Annotated in this window: 12 protein-coding genes; 6 read left to right on the top strand and 6 right to left on the bottom strand. The window is 65.4% G+C overall.

Annotation, left to right across the window (positions count from 1 at the left end; genetic code table 11):
- Positions 1-67: 67 nt before the first annotated feature.
- Together OE647_RS09375 and OE647_RS09380 are read right to left on the bottom strand one after the other, a co-directional pair.
- Complete coding sequence (locus OE647_RS09375; protein WP_263721469.1) at positions 68-316, bottom strand: hypothetical protein; 249 nt, start codon at positions 314-316, stop codon at positions 68-70.
- Positions 317-389: 73 nt separating this feature from the next.
- Positions 390-1,034, bottom strand: a complete 645-nt coding sequence (locus OE647_RS09380) for a pyrimidine 5'-nucleotidase (protein WP_263721522.1) — start codon at positions 1,032-1,034, stop codon at positions 390-392.
- 154 nt (positions 1,035-1,188) lie between these two features.
- Between OE647_RS09380 and OE647_RS09385 the strand changes: the two genes are divergently transcribed.
- On the top strand, positions 1,189-1,830 hold the full coding sequence (locus OE647_RS09385; protein WP_263721470.1) for a GntR family transcriptional regulator: 642 nt from the start codon (positions 1,189-1,191) through the stop codon (positions 1,828-1,830).
- A 19-nt stretch (positions 1,831-1,849) separates the two neighbouring features.
- Here OE647_RS09385 and OE647_RS09390 read toward each other — a convergent pair whose 3' ends face one another.
- The 4 genes from OE647_RS09390 to OE647_RS09405 form a co-directional block, all read right to left on the bottom strand.
- On the bottom strand, positions 1,850-2,545 hold the full coding sequence (locus tag OE647_RS09390) for a CpXC domain-containing protein (RefSeq protein ID WP_263721471.1): 696 nt from the start codon (positions 2,543-2,545) through the stop codon (positions 1,850-1,852).
- A gap of 20 nt (positions 2,546-2,565) precedes the next feature.
- Positions 2,566-5,466: a hypothetical protein gene (locus tag OE647_RS09395; protein ID WP_263721472.1), complete on the bottom strand. Its 2,901-nt coding sequence runs from the start codon at positions 5,464-5,466 to the stop codon at positions 2,566-2,568.
- Positions 5,467-5,521: 55 nt separating this feature from the next.
- Complete coding sequence (locus OE647_RS09400) at positions 5,522-6,787, bottom strand: hypothetical protein (RefSeq protein WP_263721473.1); 1,266 nt, start codon at positions 6,785-6,787, stop codon at positions 5,522-5,524.
- Positions 6,788-6,953: 166 nt separating this feature from the next.
- Positions 6,954-7,838, bottom strand: a complete 885-nt coding sequence (locus tag OE647_RS09405; protein WP_263721474.1) for a LysR substrate-binding domain-containing protein — start codon at positions 7,836-7,838, stop codon at positions 6,954-6,956.
- 174 nt (positions 7,839-8,012) lie between these two features.
- On the opposite strand from OE647_RS09405, the gene OE647_RS09410 reads away from it, so the two are divergent.
- The 5 genes from OE647_RS09410 to OE647_RS09430 all read left to right on the top strand — a co-directional run bounded on the left by OE647_RS09410 (position 8,013) and on the right by OE647_RS09430 (position 14,623).
- Positions 8,013-9,200, top strand: a complete 1,188-nt coding sequence (locus OE647_RS09410) for a 2-aminoethylphosphonate--pyruvate transaminase (RefSeq protein ID WP_263721475.1) — start codon at positions 8,013-8,015, stop codon at positions 9,198-9,200.
- 32 nt (positions 9,201-9,232) lie between these two features.
- Positions 9,233-10,483 carry a phosphonoacetate hydrolase gene (gene phnA / locus OE647_RS09415; RefSeq protein ID WP_263721476.1) on the top strand — a complete coding sequence of 417 codons (1,251 nt, stop codon included), beginning with the start codon at positions 9,233-9,235 and terminating at the stop codon, positions 10,481-10,483.
- A 17-nt stretch (positions 10,484-10,500) separates the two neighbouring features.
- Entirely contained in the window at positions 10,501-11,949 is a 1,449-nt protein-coding gene (phnY, locus tag OE647_RS09420) for a phosphonoacetaldehyde dehydrogenase (RefSeq protein WP_263721477.1), read from the top strand.
- Between the two features lie 37 nt (positions 11,950-11,986).
- Positions 11,987-13,360: a (R)-1-hydroxy-2-aminoethylphosphonate ammonia-lyase gene (gene pbfA, locus OE647_RS09425; protein WP_263721478.1), complete on the top strand. Its 1,374-nt coding sequence runs from the start codon at positions 11,987-11,989 to the stop codon at positions 13,358-13,360.
- 240 nt (positions 13,361-13,600) lie between these two features.
- Entirely contained in the window at positions 13,601-14,623 is a 1,023-nt protein-coding gene (locus tag OE647_RS09430) for a putative 2-aminoethylphosphonate ABC transporter substrate-binding protein (protein ID WP_263721479.1), read from the top strand.
- The last annotated feature ends 27 nt before the right edge of the window (positions 14,624-14,650 follow it).

A 14,650-nucleotide genomic window follows, 5' to 3' on the forward strand; every position in this document is an offset into this window, starting at 1 on the left:
ATGATATGCGGTCCGGCACCGGGGGGCCAAGCGACTTTCCGTCCCGCGCGCGACTTTCGCCCCAGGGCTACTTGCCCAGCGTGATCAGGATCAGCGTCGCGAAGACCACGGGCACTGTGGCCAGCGCGGTCATGGCCAGCGCGACGAGGCCCCAGGTCTTGACCATCAGCACGAGGATCGTGACCAGGATGGTCAGCGCGTACCAGATCGTGTCCGCCTCGCCGTGGGCGATGTCGTAGGCGATCCAGCCAAGGACCGGGATGTGATGAAACCAGGACCGGCCGGGGCGGTCGGCGGCAATGGGCATGTCCGTCATGTCTATCTCCTGTTCGCGGCGCCCACCTAGCCGAACGCCGTGCTTTGCAGGAGGGGGCGGATCGCCGCAGCCCTCAGGTCAGACACCCGAGAAAGCGCGCAAGGTCGCGCGTGTGGTGATGGATATGCGGCGCCGGGGCGGGCTCTGGCGCGACATGGACGGTGCGCATGCCCATCGCGTGCGGCTCGGCGAGGTTGCGCGGATCGTCCTCGAACATTGCCGCGCGCGTGGGGTTTATCCCGTCGCGGGCAAAGATGGCCTCAAACGCGCTGCGCTCTGGCTTGGGACGGAAGCCTGCGTGCTCGACGCCGTAGATTGCATCGAAGATCCCCGAAAGCCCCCGCGCGGCCAAAACCCGTTCGGCATAGGGGCCGCTCCCGTTGGTATAGACGATTCGCCGCCCCGGCAGCGCGGTGATCGCCGAACGCAGCGCCGCATCCGGGGTCAGCGCGTCGAGCGAGATTTCGTGGACCTCATTCAGATAGGGGGCGGGATCGACGCCATGTTCGCTCATCAGGCCCGCAAGCGTGGTTCCGTAGCGCGCCCAGTAGTGCCGGCGCAGGCGGTCCGCCTCGTCCCGGGCGACGCCCAGGGACTGCATGACATAGGCGGTCATCCGGACCTCGATCTGATCGAAAAGCCGCGCCTCGGGCGGGTAGAGCGTGTTGTCCAGGTCGAAGACCCAGGCGGTCACATGATCGAACTCGGCGGCGGGCATGGCTGGCATCGCTTTGGGGCGCACCTTGGGTTTGTCTCATGCCGGGGCGCGAGGGGCAAGCCGGTCGGACAGCCCTGCGGCGGCGAAGGCTCTTGCCTAGGGTGCGGTCTGCGCCCTAGGTTGGCGCCCTGTCAAAGACGGCCAGGACATGCCGATGCAGAAAGACGCCTATACGCTGATCCTTGAAGCGATCGAGGGCGGGACCTACCGCCCCGGAGATCGTCTGGTGGAATCCGAACTGGCCGAACGGCTGGGCGTGTCGCGCACGCCCGTGCGCGAGGCGCTCCAGCGGCTGGAAACACAGTCGATGCTGACGCGGGACGGGCGGTCGCTGATCGTGGCCTCGCTTGATCACAACCAGCTTGCCGAACTGTACGTCGTCCGGGCCGAGCTTGAAGGGCTGGCCGCCCGCCTTGCGGCCAAGCACGCGACCGAAGAGGAGATTCGCGTTCTCAAGGACATGATCGACGAAGACCGCGCGCATCTGGGTGACCCCGAAGCGCTGTCGCGCGCGAACCGCCGCTTCCACAAGCAGATCCACCTGGCCTCCCACAACCGCTACCTGGTGCAGCAACTGGGTCTGGTTCACCGTTCGATGGCGCTTCTGGCGACAACCTCCCTTGCCGCCGAGGGCCGGGGCGAGGCCGCGCTGGCCGAACACGAAGCCATCGTCAATGCCATCGCCAACGGCGAAGAGGCCGCCGCGCAAAGCGCGTTGCGCGCCCATATCTCCAAGGCCTTCGAAACCCGGCTGAAGCTTGATGCCGCAAGCCACCGCCGCGAGAGCGAGGGCTGAGGCCCCCGCCCGAAGCGTCTTATCCCGCGACGGGTTCTGGCACGATGAAATTGCGCTGGATATCCACGAAAAGATCGCCCGACAGGCCCGTGCGTGTCTCCGCCCAGTCTTCGCCATCGCGCACAGCGTCATGAAGCTCACGTTGGGCGGCAAAGCTTTGCAGTGTTTCGCCGCCGCCGATCGAGACCCAGGCGAAGGTCAGTCGCGCGTCATCCGCGTCGATCAGGCGCAGTTCGGCTCCCTCCTGCAGTATGTTGCCGGAGCGGGTCTGGAGAATGACGAGCTTCACCGTCTCGATCGCCACGTCATCTAGGCCCGCATCTGCGATCAAGATCTTTTCGCGGATCGCCGGCCAGCCGAAGGTCAGCCGGGCCTTCAGGTTTCGCCCGATCTCGCGCGCGGCCTCGCCGGCGCGGTCGCCATAGGCCAGCGCGAAGTCATCCGCGGCCTTCGCGATTTCGGCGTCCCACTGGCCAAGCGCGGCGATCGGGCGCGCTGACACCCAGATCCCGGCCGCGCTGTCCAGATAGTTGAAGTCTGGGTCGGGCCGAAACTCCGTCGCGCAACTGGTGCAGGGCTTCGTCTGAAAACGCCCATCGAGGATGGCGGCCTTCAGGTCCGGCCGTCGGTCTGCGTTGACGCTTTGGAAGATGTCCATTTCGTTTTCCGTCCCACAGTTCGGGCAGGCCACCGGCAGTGTGGAGAACATCGACATGGCTTGATCCTTTCACTGTGTCAGAGAGCCGAGAGCCACTTGGCCGCCGGATGCTTGGGGTTGAGCTTGCCCGTGTGATAGGCCGCATAAAGCTCCGAGAACCATTCCCCCGGCGCCCGGAACTGGTAGCCGGTAATCCCCTGTTTGCGCGCGGCGGCACTGTAGGACACCCAAGAGTCATCGTAGGCCTCGTGATAGACAAGGCCGCCGATGTTGAAGTCGGTGCTTGCGCGCTTGTTGTCCCAGGGCTTGGCGCCGGTCTTCATCGCATCGTACCACTTGATAACCATCTGCTTGCGCGCCTCCCAGGTCGCGGGGCCGTTCGGGTCGTCCTTCAACTCGTCAGGCAGGTCCGCATCCTCGGGTTTGCCGCCCGAGATCAGGCGTTCGACGTAGAATGCGTCATACTCGTACTCATTCGCCACGGCGTCGGCGATCGGGCGGACATTGCCGCCGTATTCCCGCCAGCCACCAAAGGCCGCGTTGCCCGCGCGGCCCTTCATGAAGCCCTTGGCGTCGTCCACCGCATGTCCAATCTCGTGCAAGGTGGTCCAAGTCCCGTACGAGGGTTGGGGTTTTTCGGAATCCGGAACGCAGACGCAGTCGGGTTCCACATTCTCGAGCTTGCCCGGGTCGCTCAGCTTGCCGGCCGGAACGTCCCGGGAGACCGCGACGCCCATCACGATCTTGCCTTCTCCGCCCGTGAAGGAGGACGTGGTTTCAGCGGGCCCCTCGACCTCATCGAACCGAAGCAGGCTTTCGTTCAGCTTGGTGTGGGCGTCCGGAACCTTGGTCATCATCTTGTAATAGGCCAGCAGGTTGGGCGCCGGTCCCGTCAGCGTGGATCTTGCCGTGCCCTGTTCATGGCTCGCCTTGTCGTCGAAGAGCAACACATTCATGTCGAAGCGCGCGCCAAGCATGGCCGTCATGACTTCTTGCGTCACGGTGTTTGGGTCCAGCTGCTCGATCAGCGCGTCGAGCATCTTCTGGCCGTTCGGCATGGCGATGATGTCGAGCACCTCTTGCTTCGACGGCGGCGTGCCGGCCTTGGCTTTCGCGGCAACCTTGATGCTGGCGACCTCCGCCATGACGCCTTCCAACGCGCCCTTGGCCTTGGCCGGTTCCAGTCCCTTGGAGAACTCCTCAGCCCGCGCCATCGCATTGTCGACGCGGCCCTGCGCGCCCGGCTTGTCGGGGAAGTTGAGTTTCAAGGCATTGTCGGCCTCCGACTTCACCTCCGCGCGCCGGATCAGGTAGACCTCCTGCCCGTCGGCGAGCATGCGCGCGCGGTCCAGGCCGGCTTCGGCGCGGTCGAGGATCCCATTGGCCGCGTCGTCGCCCTTTTCGGCCGCCTCGCGGCCCTTTTTGGCGGTTTCCATCGCGGTCTTGAGGCTGGCCTCGGCGTATTTCGCCTGGCCATGGGTGTCGCGCAGGTTCGCGATCCGGTCGATAATCCGGTCGGCCCGGCTCATCAGGGCGTCGATGATCTCTGCCAGCCGCCGGGCGCCGCTGGCCAACTCGGCCAGTTCCTTCAGATGGGTGCGCGCGGTATCGTCGTCGAAGTTCTCCACCCCCTCGTCGGCGGCCTTGTGGCGCGCCTTGAGGTCGGCGATCGCCTGGGCGATCTGGGCGGCACGCGGGTGCGCTTCGAGCGATTTGATCAAGGTCTCGGCCTGGGCGATGATCCGCTCGGGCGGCTCGCTTCCCACGGCCTGCTCAAGCCGGGTGAACGGCGCGCCTTCCGCGGCCTTTTCCATCGCGGCCTTGCATATGTCCGGGATCAGATCCAGCCGCGCGACGGACTGGGCGTATTTACGGACCCCCGCCAACGACTCGGCCTGGGCGAAGACCGATCGCGCCTCGGCGACCTGACCAAGGGCGAACTTGCCTTGAGGGTGCTTTGCCAGCGCATCGATGGCCTCGCTGGCCGTTTTCGCCGCGGCCTCGAAGTCGAGGTAGCCCTGCGCGAAGGGCAGTTCCGCCACCGCGCGTTTCTTCAGGTCCTTCATGATGTGCCAAGGGGTCAGGAAATCGCGCGCTGCGACGGCATTGGCCGCTTCGCCCTGAAGGCGCACGATGTCGGCACATTCCTCCTCCACCCCGGGACAGCGTTTGGCCAGAAGCTTGTTGATCTCCGTCTCGGCCTCGGTTCGCACCTGTTCATATTCCAGGCGGTCCTTGTTGAGCTTCCATGCCGCGTAAAGCTTGCCGCGGGCATCGTCCACCAGCTTACGCGCGACAGAGACCCCGTGCTCCTCAAGCTTGGTGTCCGCTTGCACCATCATCGCTTCGATGTCCTGGCGTTCGGTCGCGACGAACGGATCGCTGATGTAGCTGTAATTGGTGCGCACTGACTGTATCGAAGCCTTGCACTTGTTGTAGTCTTCCAGATAGGCGGCGGCGACCTGCGTAACGCGGTTTTCTTCCGACAGGACAAACGCATGGGCCGAACGGACAGTGTCGAAATCCGGCGGGGTCTTGGCGCCGGCGGTCTGCAGTTCGCCCAGGCGCGCCTCGGCCTTCTGGCGGTGAAGGACGGTGCCTTTCAGCGCCTGCATCCGCGTCACGGCCTGCTGCGCCTCGTTTTGCAGCCGGGCCACATAGTTCGCCCCCGTCGTTTCGAGCGCGGCGCTGAGCTGCGCGATCTCCTGCGTCGCCGCCGCCGCGTTCAGGGTCTTCTTGTCCTTCTCGACAACCTTTCGCGCTGCGTCGAACGCATTCACGATGGGTTTCGTGCCGATGTAGGGCGGGTAGTTCTGGATCTTGAGGGAGAACGCCGCGCAGGCATTCACATAGGCCTGATATTCATCGGCCATCTGGTCCTTGTCGCCCTGGCTGGTGCCCTTTCCAAACAGGCCCCCGGACTTGAAATATTTCTTCACGAACTTCTGGGCTTTGGGGTCGAGCGATGAAAACGGCATGGGTGTCTCCTCGGGGCGGACTCAGGTCGGAGGGGGCGGCAAGCGGGGGCGGCGGTCAGCCAAGGACCTTGGCGATGGCTTCGAGCGCCTTGCGCGCGCTTGCCGCGACGGCCACCTGGGCAAAGCCGTTGTCATTGTCGACCTCGGCGAAGAAATCGCCCTGAAGCGCGGTGCTGTAATCCTTCAGCGCGACGCGGGCCTCGTTCTTCAGCGCGGTGCGCTCGTCCCCTTCGGGGGTGTTCGTGATCCGGTCGAGAACGTCCTCAAGCCGCGCGTCGAAGACATCGAGCCGCCGGCGCAGTTCGCTCGCCTCCGCGGCGATGGGCGCAAGTTCCGGGTCGCCCGCGCAGGCATCCACGATCGCCGATTCGAGCTTGCTCATCTCCTTCATCATGGTCGAGCGGGTCGCGCCCCAAAGGACACGGGACTTCTGGAATGGCACGACGTCCTTGGGTATCTCGCGCTCCGTCCCGCTGCCGCCCTTGGCAAGGACGGCCTCAAGCGCGGTCTTCAGCCGGGCCGCGATCTGGAGCGCCGCGGCGTGATCGCCGGCTTCGGCCTTTTCCGTCGCCATGGCCCAGGCGGCGCCAAGCTGGCTCCGGTTCTCGGGATTGAGGGACAGGGCCTTCTGGAAAAGCTGCTCCAACGCGGGGGCGATAGCGCCCCAGCGCTTGGCGTCGGGGCTGTCGCTGGGCGCGCCGTCCTGCGGACCACCCTGCGGCTGCGGTGCGGTGAGCAGGGGACGCAGCTTGGCGGCGATCGTGAGCGCCTCCTGGTGGTTGTCGGCGTCCGCCGCCTGTTCGGCGCGCGCCCAGGCGGCCTGGATCTGCGCGGCCTTTTCATGGCCCCCGGCGACAAGCCGTTCGACCATCGCCGCCATCGGACCCGCGATCTTGGCCCAGTTCTGCGCCTCGGGGCTTTGGGGCTCGTCCGCGCGGTCCTCGGCCTGATCGCCCTCTTCCTCCGGTTCGCCGTCATCGTCGGCCAGGTTGCCGTCGGGGTCGAGCGCGACGATCTTCATCTTGATGTCGATCCCGGCAAGGAACTTGCGCAGCGTCTTCGACATGCCGGGCAGGATATCGCCCTGGCAATGCAGCATCATCTTCTTGCCCTTGATCTCGACCATCCCGAAAGTGACCTTCGGCGACTCCCCTTCCTTCTTGGCCTGGCGCGCAAGGATCGAGGGGTCCTTCATCCGGTGAAGCATCATCACCGTGCCTTCGGGCTTCTTGCCAAGGCAAAGGCCGAATCCGATCGTCCGCTTGCGCGCCACGGGGATCATGGCCTTCAGTTCGTCCGTCGCTTCGGGTGACATCGGCATGGTGTCCCTCTCCTGTCTGGGGCATGCGCGCGCCTTGCCTGCGGGTGGCGCGCTGCGATTCGGGTTTCGGGGCCTCTTGACCTGAGGTTAGTGTAGAATGCCCAAGGGTGGGACGATTTTGCAGCCAAGGGGCCGCACTTTCTGAACAAAGGGCGAAAAACCCGGCTTATGCCCCCGCCTTCTTTTCCGTGAAGGCCTTTGAAATGTCGAAGAAAGCGGCGACGCGCGTGCTTCCGCGGCGCTCGCGCAGGCAGATCAGGGCCTCGTCCATGCGCATCGTGTCCTCACCCTCGATCCGGATCTGGACAAGCCGCGGGTCCTGCCCGAACTCGGCTTCGGAAACGAAGCCGACCCCGGCGCCGGAAGCCACGATCTCGCGCACGGCCTCGCGGCCCTCGGCTTCGATCACGGGGGTCAGCTCGATCCCGCGCGTCCGCGCGGCGGCCTCCAGCTTCTGGCGGGTGCGCGAGCCGGATTCGCGCATGACCAGCGGATGCTCCGCCAGATCGGAAAAGGAGACCGAGCCGCGCCCGGCCAGCGGATGACCCCGTGCCGCAAAGGCGACGATCGGGGTCGAGTTCAGGCGGATCACCTCGAAGTCGCGGCTTTGCGGGATGTCGCCCAGAACGCCGATGTCGGCCTCGTAGCTGTAAAGGCTTTCAAGGACGGTGTCGGTGTTTCCGGCCCGCATCGCGATGCGCACCCCCGGATAGCGCTGGCGGAACCTGGCAAGGATGTGAAGCAGGTGGTGGGCGCTGTCGGCGACAATCCTGAGCGTGCCGGCCCGCAGCGCACGGGATTCGGAGAGCAGCTCAAGCGCCTGTTGCTCGTTGTCAAAAAGCCGTCGCGTGATCTCCAGCAAGCGCTCACCCGCGGGCGTAAGGACGACCTGTTTCTTGTGACGGTTGAAGAGCAGGATGTCATATTCCTCCTCCAGCTTGCGCACCTGGTCGGAGATCGCGGGCTGGGTCAGGCGCAATTCCTCTGCGGCGCGGGAAAACCCGCCGCAGATCGCGACATAGTGGAAGGCGCGAAGCTGAACATAGCGCATCCGGTCATTCCCCTTGCCGATCGCCACGGGGCTTGACCCGCTTTCGCGGGGAAGTATCGGTAAGTCAGGCTTATATGACAATACAAATTAACGATTTTACAGATGGCCCCGGCGCGTGAGAGATACGGGGCTGCAACGCCCCGACCCGCCGCAACCCGAAGTCAGGACACTCCGATGACCGCTTCCGCCGCCCCGTTTCCCGCCCCCCGCCTGGGGGAGCCCTATCTGCTGACGCCTGGCCCCCTGACGACCGCCTTTTCGACGAAGGAGGCGATGCTGAAGGACTGGGGGTCGTGGGACGCCGACTTCCGCGCGATGACGAAATCCATTTGCGATCAGATCGTGGCGCTGGCGGGCGATACGCGGGGCGAATTCGTCTGCGTGCCGATGCAGGGCTCGGGCTCCTTCTCGGTCGAGGCGATGCTGGGCACTTTCGTTCCGCGCGACGGCAAGGCACTGGTGCTGGCGAACGGCGCCTACGGTCTGCGCGCGGCGGAAACCATGCGCTACCTGGGGCGCGCCTATACGCTGATCGACAAGGGCGACTACATGCCCCCGCGCGGGGACGAGGTGGGCGCGGCGCTGGACGCCGACCCCGCAATTACCCATGTCGTCGCGATCCACTGCGAAACCTCCAGCGGCATCCTGAACCCCGTGGCCGAGATCTCCGAGGCCGTCTATGCGCGCGGCCGCAAGCTGCTGATCGACTCGATGTCGGCCTTCGGCGCCATCGACCTCGACGTGAACCGCATCCGGTACGAGGCGATGGTTTCCTCCGCCAACAAGTGCATCGAGGGTGTGCCGGGCTTCGGCTTCGTTGTCGCCCGCCGGTCAGAGCTTGAGGCGGCGAAGGGCAACTGCCACTCGCTCGCGCTCGACCTTCATGCGCAGTGGGCCTATCTGCAAAAGACCGGCCAGTGGCGCTACACGCCGCCCACCCATGTCGTCGCGGCCTTCCTCGAGGCGCTGCGCCTGCATGCAGAGGAAGGCGGCGTTCCAGCCCGCGGCGCGCGCTACACCCGCAACCGGGACGTGATGGTCGAGGGGATGCGCGGCCTGGGCTTCGAGACGCTGCTGAAGGACCGCTGGCTGTCGCCGATCATCGTGACCTTCTTCTGCCCGGCGGATCCCAACTTCGTCTTCGCGCGCTTCTATGATCTGATGAAGGCGAAGGGGTTCATCATCTACCCCGGCAAGCTGACGGTCGTGGACAGTTTCCGCGTCGGCTGCATCGGCCGGATGGACGAACATGTGATGCGGCGCGTGGTTCAGGCCGCCAAAGAGGCGCTGGCTGAAATGGGCGTCGCCTCAGCCGCGCCGCCCGAAGCCGCCATCGCCGAACGCGCGAAACTTGCCGCCTGAGGCGGCCCCGAGATCTGACGGAAGGACTGAGTATGAACATGATCAACCGCGCGCCCGTGACGGCCAATGACCGCGTCTATCCCTGGCCGAAGGTGCCTGCGATTGCGATCTGCCTTGACGGTTGCGAGCCGGAGTATCTGGAAGTGGCGATTGCCGAGGGCTTGATGCCGACCTTGAAGCGGATGCGGGCGGAGGGGACGGACCGGCTGGCGCATTCGGTGATCCCGTCCTTCACCAATCCCAACAACCTCTCGATCGCGACCGGGCGCCCGCCCGTCGTGCACGGGATCTGCGGCAACTACCTCTATGAGCCAGAGACCGGGCAGGAGGTGATGATGAACGACGTGCGTTTCCTGCGCGCGCCGACGGTCTTCAAGCAGTTCTACGACGCCGGCGCGCGCGTCGCGGTCGTGACCGCCAAGGACAAGCTGCGCGCGCTTCTGGGCGCGGGGCTGAAGTTCGACGCGGATCGGGCCATCGCCTTTTCCTCGGAACGCGCCGACACCACGACGAAGGCCGAACACGGGATCGACAACGCCAGTGCCTGGCTGGGCCGCCCGGTGCCGGAGGTCTATTCGGCCGACCTGTCGGAGTTTGTCTTCGCGGCGGGCGTGAAGCTTCTGCGGGAATGGAAGCCCGACGTGATGTACCTCTCGACGACCGATTACATCCAGCACAAATACGCCCCCGACCAGCAGGGGGCCAAGGACTTCTACGCCATGTTCGACCGCTACCTGGGAGAGCTTGACGCGCTTGGCGCGGCGATCGTGGTGACGGCCGACCATGGCATGAAGCCCAAGCACAAGGCCGACGGCAGCCCCGCCGTGGTCTATGTCCAGGACCTGCTGGACGATTGGCTGGGCAAGGCCGCGGCCCGCGTGATCCTGCCGATCACCGACCCCTATGTCGTCCACCACGGCGCGCTGGGGTCCTTCGCGACCGCCTACCTGCCCGAGGGCGCGGACCGCGCGGACATCATGGCGCGCCTCCGCGCGGTCGAGGGCATCACCCTTGTCGTCACCCGCGAGGAGGCGGTGACGCGCTTCGAACTGCCCGCCGACCGGATCGGCGATATCGTCATGATCTCGGGCGAGAACATGACCATCGGCACCTCGGCCCACCGCCACGACCTGGCGGCGCTGAAGGAGCCGCTGCGCAGCCATGGCGGGCTGACCGAGCAGGAGGTGCCCTTCATCGTCAACCGCAAGGTCGATCTGCCGAACGCCCCGGTCCTGCGCAATTTCGACGCCTTCCTTTACGCCTGCACGGCGGCGGCGCTCTGAGCATGAAGGACGCGAGCATGACGACTTTCGAGATCCGGCACGAAGGCATGCGGATCGGTGGCGAAAAGGTCTTCACCGACCGCGTGATCGAGGTCCGCTACCCCTACACGGACGAGGTGGTGGGAACGGTCCCGGCGGGAACGGCCGAACATGCCCGCCGCGCCTTCGAGATCGCGGCCAGCTATCGCGCGACGCTTTCGCGCTACGAGCGCAGCCAGATCCTGAAGCGCGCGGGCGAGCTGATCGGCGAACGGCGCGATGAGTTGGCCAAGGGGCTGGTGCTGGAGCTGGGCATCTGCTGGCAGCACGCGATCTACGAGACCAAGCGCGCGCAGGATGTCTACACCTTCGCCGCCGCCCAGGCGCTTCAGGACGACGGGCAGATCTTTTCCTGCGACCTGACCCATAACGGCAAGGACCGCAAGATCTACACCAAGCGCGAGCCGGTGCGGGCGATCTCGGCGATCACGCCCTTCAACCATCCGCTGAACATGGTCAGCCACAAGATCGCGCCCTCGATCGCGACCAACAACTGCATGGTCTGCAAGCCGACCGAGCTGACGCCGCTGACCGCGATCGCGCTGGCCGATATCCTCTACGAGGCGGGCCTGCCGCCGGAGATGTTCCAGGTGGTGACGGGCCTGCCCGCCGATATCGGCGACGAGATGATCACCAACGAGAACATCGACATCATCACCTTCACCGGGGGCGTGCCGGTGGGCAAGATGATCGCGGCCAAGGGGGTCTACAAGCGCCAGGCGCTGGAACTGGGGGGCAACGATCCGCTGATCGTGCTCAACGACCTCGACGATGCCGACCTCGACAAGGCCGCGACGATCGCCGTTGCCGGGGCGACGGGCAACTCGGGTCAGCGCTGCACGGCGGTCAAGCGCATCCTGGTGCAGGAAAGCGTCGCCGACCGTTTCGTGCCGATGGTGCTGGAAAAGGCCAGGAAGATCCGCTTCGGCGATCCGATGGACCCCGCGACCGAACTGGGCTGCGTGATCCACGCGCAGGCGGCCGAACTCTTCGAGAAGCGCGTCTACATGGCCGCCGATGAGGGCGCGAAGGTGCTCTACGACCCGGGCCGCAAGGGGGCGCTGCTGCCGCCGATCGTCGTCGATCATGTGCCCCATGACAGCGAACTGGTGATGGAGGAGACCTTCGGCCCCATCGTCCCCATCGTGCGCGTGCCCGACAATGACGAAGAGGTCATGCGGATCTCGAACGGGACCGAGTTCGGCCTGTCCTCCGGCGTCTGCACCAACGACTTCCGCCGCATGCAGGCCTATATCGAGGGGCTGAACGTCGGCACCGTGAACATCTGGGAACAGCCCGGCTACCGCATCGAGACCTCCCCCTTCGGCGGCATCAAGGACTCGGGCAACGGCGTCAAGGAAGGCGTCTCGGAGGCCATGAAGTTCTTCACAAACGTGAAAACCTATTCGCTCCCCTGGCCACGCTGAGCCGCGCGGGGCGTGCGGGAGCCTCCGGCGGGGATATTTGGAAAAAGAAGAAGGGCAGGCCGTGATTACCCATACCGAAGGCGAATCCAATACGTCGGAGGCGCGCCGGGTCTGGGCGTCCCGCCACCCCGATGCCGCGACGCGCGACCTCCTCGCGCGCGACGCGGAGGCATTCCTGCACCAGTCGCTGTCCTCGCCCTGCCTTTCGACCATCGCCAAGGCCGAGGGGATCTGGATCGAGGATACGGCCGGGCGGCGCTATATGGATTTCCATGGCAACTCGGTCCATCACATCGGCTATGGTCATCCCCGCGTGGTCGCTGCGATCAAGGCGCAGCTTGATGCACTGAGCTTTTCGCCGCGCCGGTTCACCAACGAGGTCTCGGTGGACCTGGCGGAGCGGCTGGCGCAGATCGCGCCGGGTGACCTGGGCAAGGTGCTTTTCACCACCGGCGGATCGGACGCGAACGAGGTGGCGCTCAGGATCGCGCGGGCCGCAACGGGGCGGTTCAAGACCGTCAGCTTCTGGGATGCCTTCCATGGGGCAGGTTTCGGGGCCTCGAGCGTGGGGGGGGAGGCGACCTTCCGCTCCCATATCGCGGGACCGCTGCTGCCCGGGGCGGAGCATGTCGCGCCGTTCAACTGTTATCGATGCGCGTATGGCCATGCCGGGCCCGAGGCCTGCGGTCTTGCCTGCGCGAAGATGGTGGAGTTCGTGCTGGAGCGCGAGGGCGATGTGGCCGCCGTCATCGCCGAGCCGATGCGGGCGGTGCCCACGGTTCCGCCGCCTGGCTTCTGGAAGCATGTCCGCGACGCCTGCAACCGTCATGGCGCGCTTTTGATCATGGACGAGATCCCGACCGGCCTGGGCAAGACTGGCCGGATGTTCGCCTTCGAGCATGACGAGGTGGTCCCCGACATCGTTACGCTGGGCAAGGCGCTTGGCGGGGGCATCCTGCCCCTCGCCGCTGTCCTCGCGCGGCGGGATCTCGATGTCTGTGGCGATTTCGCGATTGGGCATTACACGCATGAAAAGAACCCGGTGACGGCACGCGCGGCGCTCGAAACCCTGGCCGTGATCCAGGACGAGGGCCTTGTCGCGCGGGCGGCCGAGCTTGGGGCGCACGCGCTCGAACGGTTGCGGGACAGTGTCGGCGGCAGCCCGCTTGTCGGCGAGATTCGCGGGCGCGGTCTCATGTTCGGGGTGGAGATCGTCGAGGACCGCGCGGCGAAGGTGCCGGGCAGGGCGGCGGCCGAGCGCATCTATTACCGCTGCCTTGAGGCGGGCCTGAGTTTCAAGATCAGCGCGGGATGCGTGCTGACGCTGTCGCCGCCCCTGACCATCGGGCGGGAAGATCTTGACCGCGCCCTCGACATCGTTGCGCAGGCGATCGCTGCGGAAGCGCCGTGAACTTCGCCGCAACCGGGTGAATGCCGCGCAAGTTCATCTGCGGAATTTTCAGATATATAAGATAAATAGATTTTACTTATTGTTCGACCCTCCGCAAACTTCCTCTCGGGTCGCGTCGAATGGGCTTCCGTTTCACCGGGTTGTCACATTGGCGCGCTACCAGCAGCGAGAAGTCTGGGGCGCGCCGCGCCCACGGGCTCACACACAGTGACATCACACTGGCCAACACTGGGGTAAACCATGACCAATTCGAAAACTCTGGCTCTCGGCGCGTTCGCCTTGGCGCTGAGCACCACGGCACTTTGGGCGGAAACCGAACTGACGGTCTACACCGCCGTGGAAGCGGAGGACCTGGAACGCTACGCCGCGACCTTCAACGAGGATCATCCGGATATCAAGATCAACTGGGTTCGCGATTCGACCGGGGTCATCACTGCCAAGCTTCTGGCGGAAAAGAACAACCCGCAGGCGGACGTGATCTGGGGCCTGGCGGCGACCTCGCTTCTGGTACTCAAGACCGAAGGCATGCTGGAGCCCTACGCGCCCGCCGGGCTGGACGCCATGGACCCCAAGTTCCGTGACAGCGACAACCCGCCTTCGTGGGTGGGCATGGACGCCTGGGTGGCCGCGATCTGCTACAATACGGTCGAGGGCGAAAAGCTTGGCCTGAGCGCGCCGACCAGCTGGGCGGACCTGACGAAGCCGGAATATGCAGGCCACGTCGTCATGCCGAACCCGGCATCCTCGGGCACCGGCTTCCTCGACGTGTCGAGTTGGCTCCAGATGATGGGCGAAGAGGGCGGCTGGGCCTATATGGACTCGCTTCACAACAATATCGCGGCCTACACGCACTCCGGCTCCAAGCCGTGCAAGATGGCGGCGGCGGGTGAAACCGTGATGGGCGTGTCCTTCGCTTTCCGCGGCGCCAAGGAAAAGACCAACGGCGCGCCGGTCGAGATCATCATCCCCGAGGAAGGCATCGGTTGGGACATGGAGGCGACCGCCATTGTCGCGGGCACCGCCAACGAAGAGGCTGCCAAGACCCTGGTCGACTGGTCGGTCACGCCCAAGGCGATGGAGATGTACAACGTTGGCTACGCCGTCGTGGGCATCCCGGGTATCGCCAAGCCCGTCGAACACTTCCCGGCCAATATCCCGGAAAAGATGATCAACAACGACTTCGAATGGGCGGCAAACAACCGCGCCGCGATCCTGGAGGAGTGGTCCAAGCGCTACGACTCCAAATCGGAGCCGAAGGGCTGATCACGACCATCCTCGCACGGGGCGCCG

This window comes from Albidovulum sediminicola (assembly GCF_025751575.1).
In the GTDB taxonomy this organism is placed as follows: Bacteria; Pseudomonadota; Alphaproteobacteria; order Rhodobacterales; family Rhodobacteraceae; genus Albidovulum; species Albidovulum sediminicola.

Coding starts and splice junctions, on each gene's coding strand:
- OE647_RS09430 (WP_263721479.1), top strand. CDS start 13,601: ATGACCAATTCGAAAACTCTGGCTCTCGGCGCGTTCGCCTTGGCGCTG.
- phnY (WP_263721477.1), top strand. CDS start 10,501: ATGACGACTTTCGAGATCCGGCACGAAGGCATGCGGATCGGTGGCGAA.
- OE647_RS09390 (WP_263721471.1), bottom strand. CDS start 2,545: ATGTCGATGTTCTCCACACTGCCGGTGGCCTGCCCGAACTGTGGGACG.
- OE647_RS09385 (WP_263721470.1), top strand. CDS start 1,189: ATGCAGAAAGACGCCTATACGCTGATCCTTGAAGCGATCGAGGGCGGG.
- OE647_RS09375 (WP_263721469.1), bottom strand. CDS start 316: ATGACGGACATGCCCATTGCCGCCGACCGCCCCGGCCGGTCCTGGTTT.
- OE647_RS09400 (WP_263721473.1), bottom strand. CDS start 6,787: ATGCCGATGTCACCCGAAGCGACGGACGAACTGAAGGCCATGATCCCC.
- OE647_RS09405 (WP_263721474.1), bottom strand. CDS start 7,838: ATGCGCTATGTTCAGCTTCGCGCCTTCCACTATGTCGCGATCTGCGGC.
- OE647_RS09395 (WP_263721472.1), bottom strand. CDS start 5,466: ATGCCGTTTTCATCGCTCGACCCCAAAGCCCAGAAGTTCGTGAAGAAA.
- phnA (WP_263721476.1), top strand. CDS start 9,233: ATGAACATGATCAACCGCGCGCCCGTGACGGCCAATGACCGCGTCTAT.
- OE647_RS09380 (WP_263721522.1), bottom strand. CDS start 1,034: ATGCCCGCCGCCGAGTTCGATCATGTGACCGCCTGGGTCTTCGACCTG.
- OE647_RS09410 (WP_263721475.1), top strand. CDS start 8,013: ATGACCGCTTCCGCCGCCCCGTTTCCCGCCCCCCGCCTGGGGGAGCCC.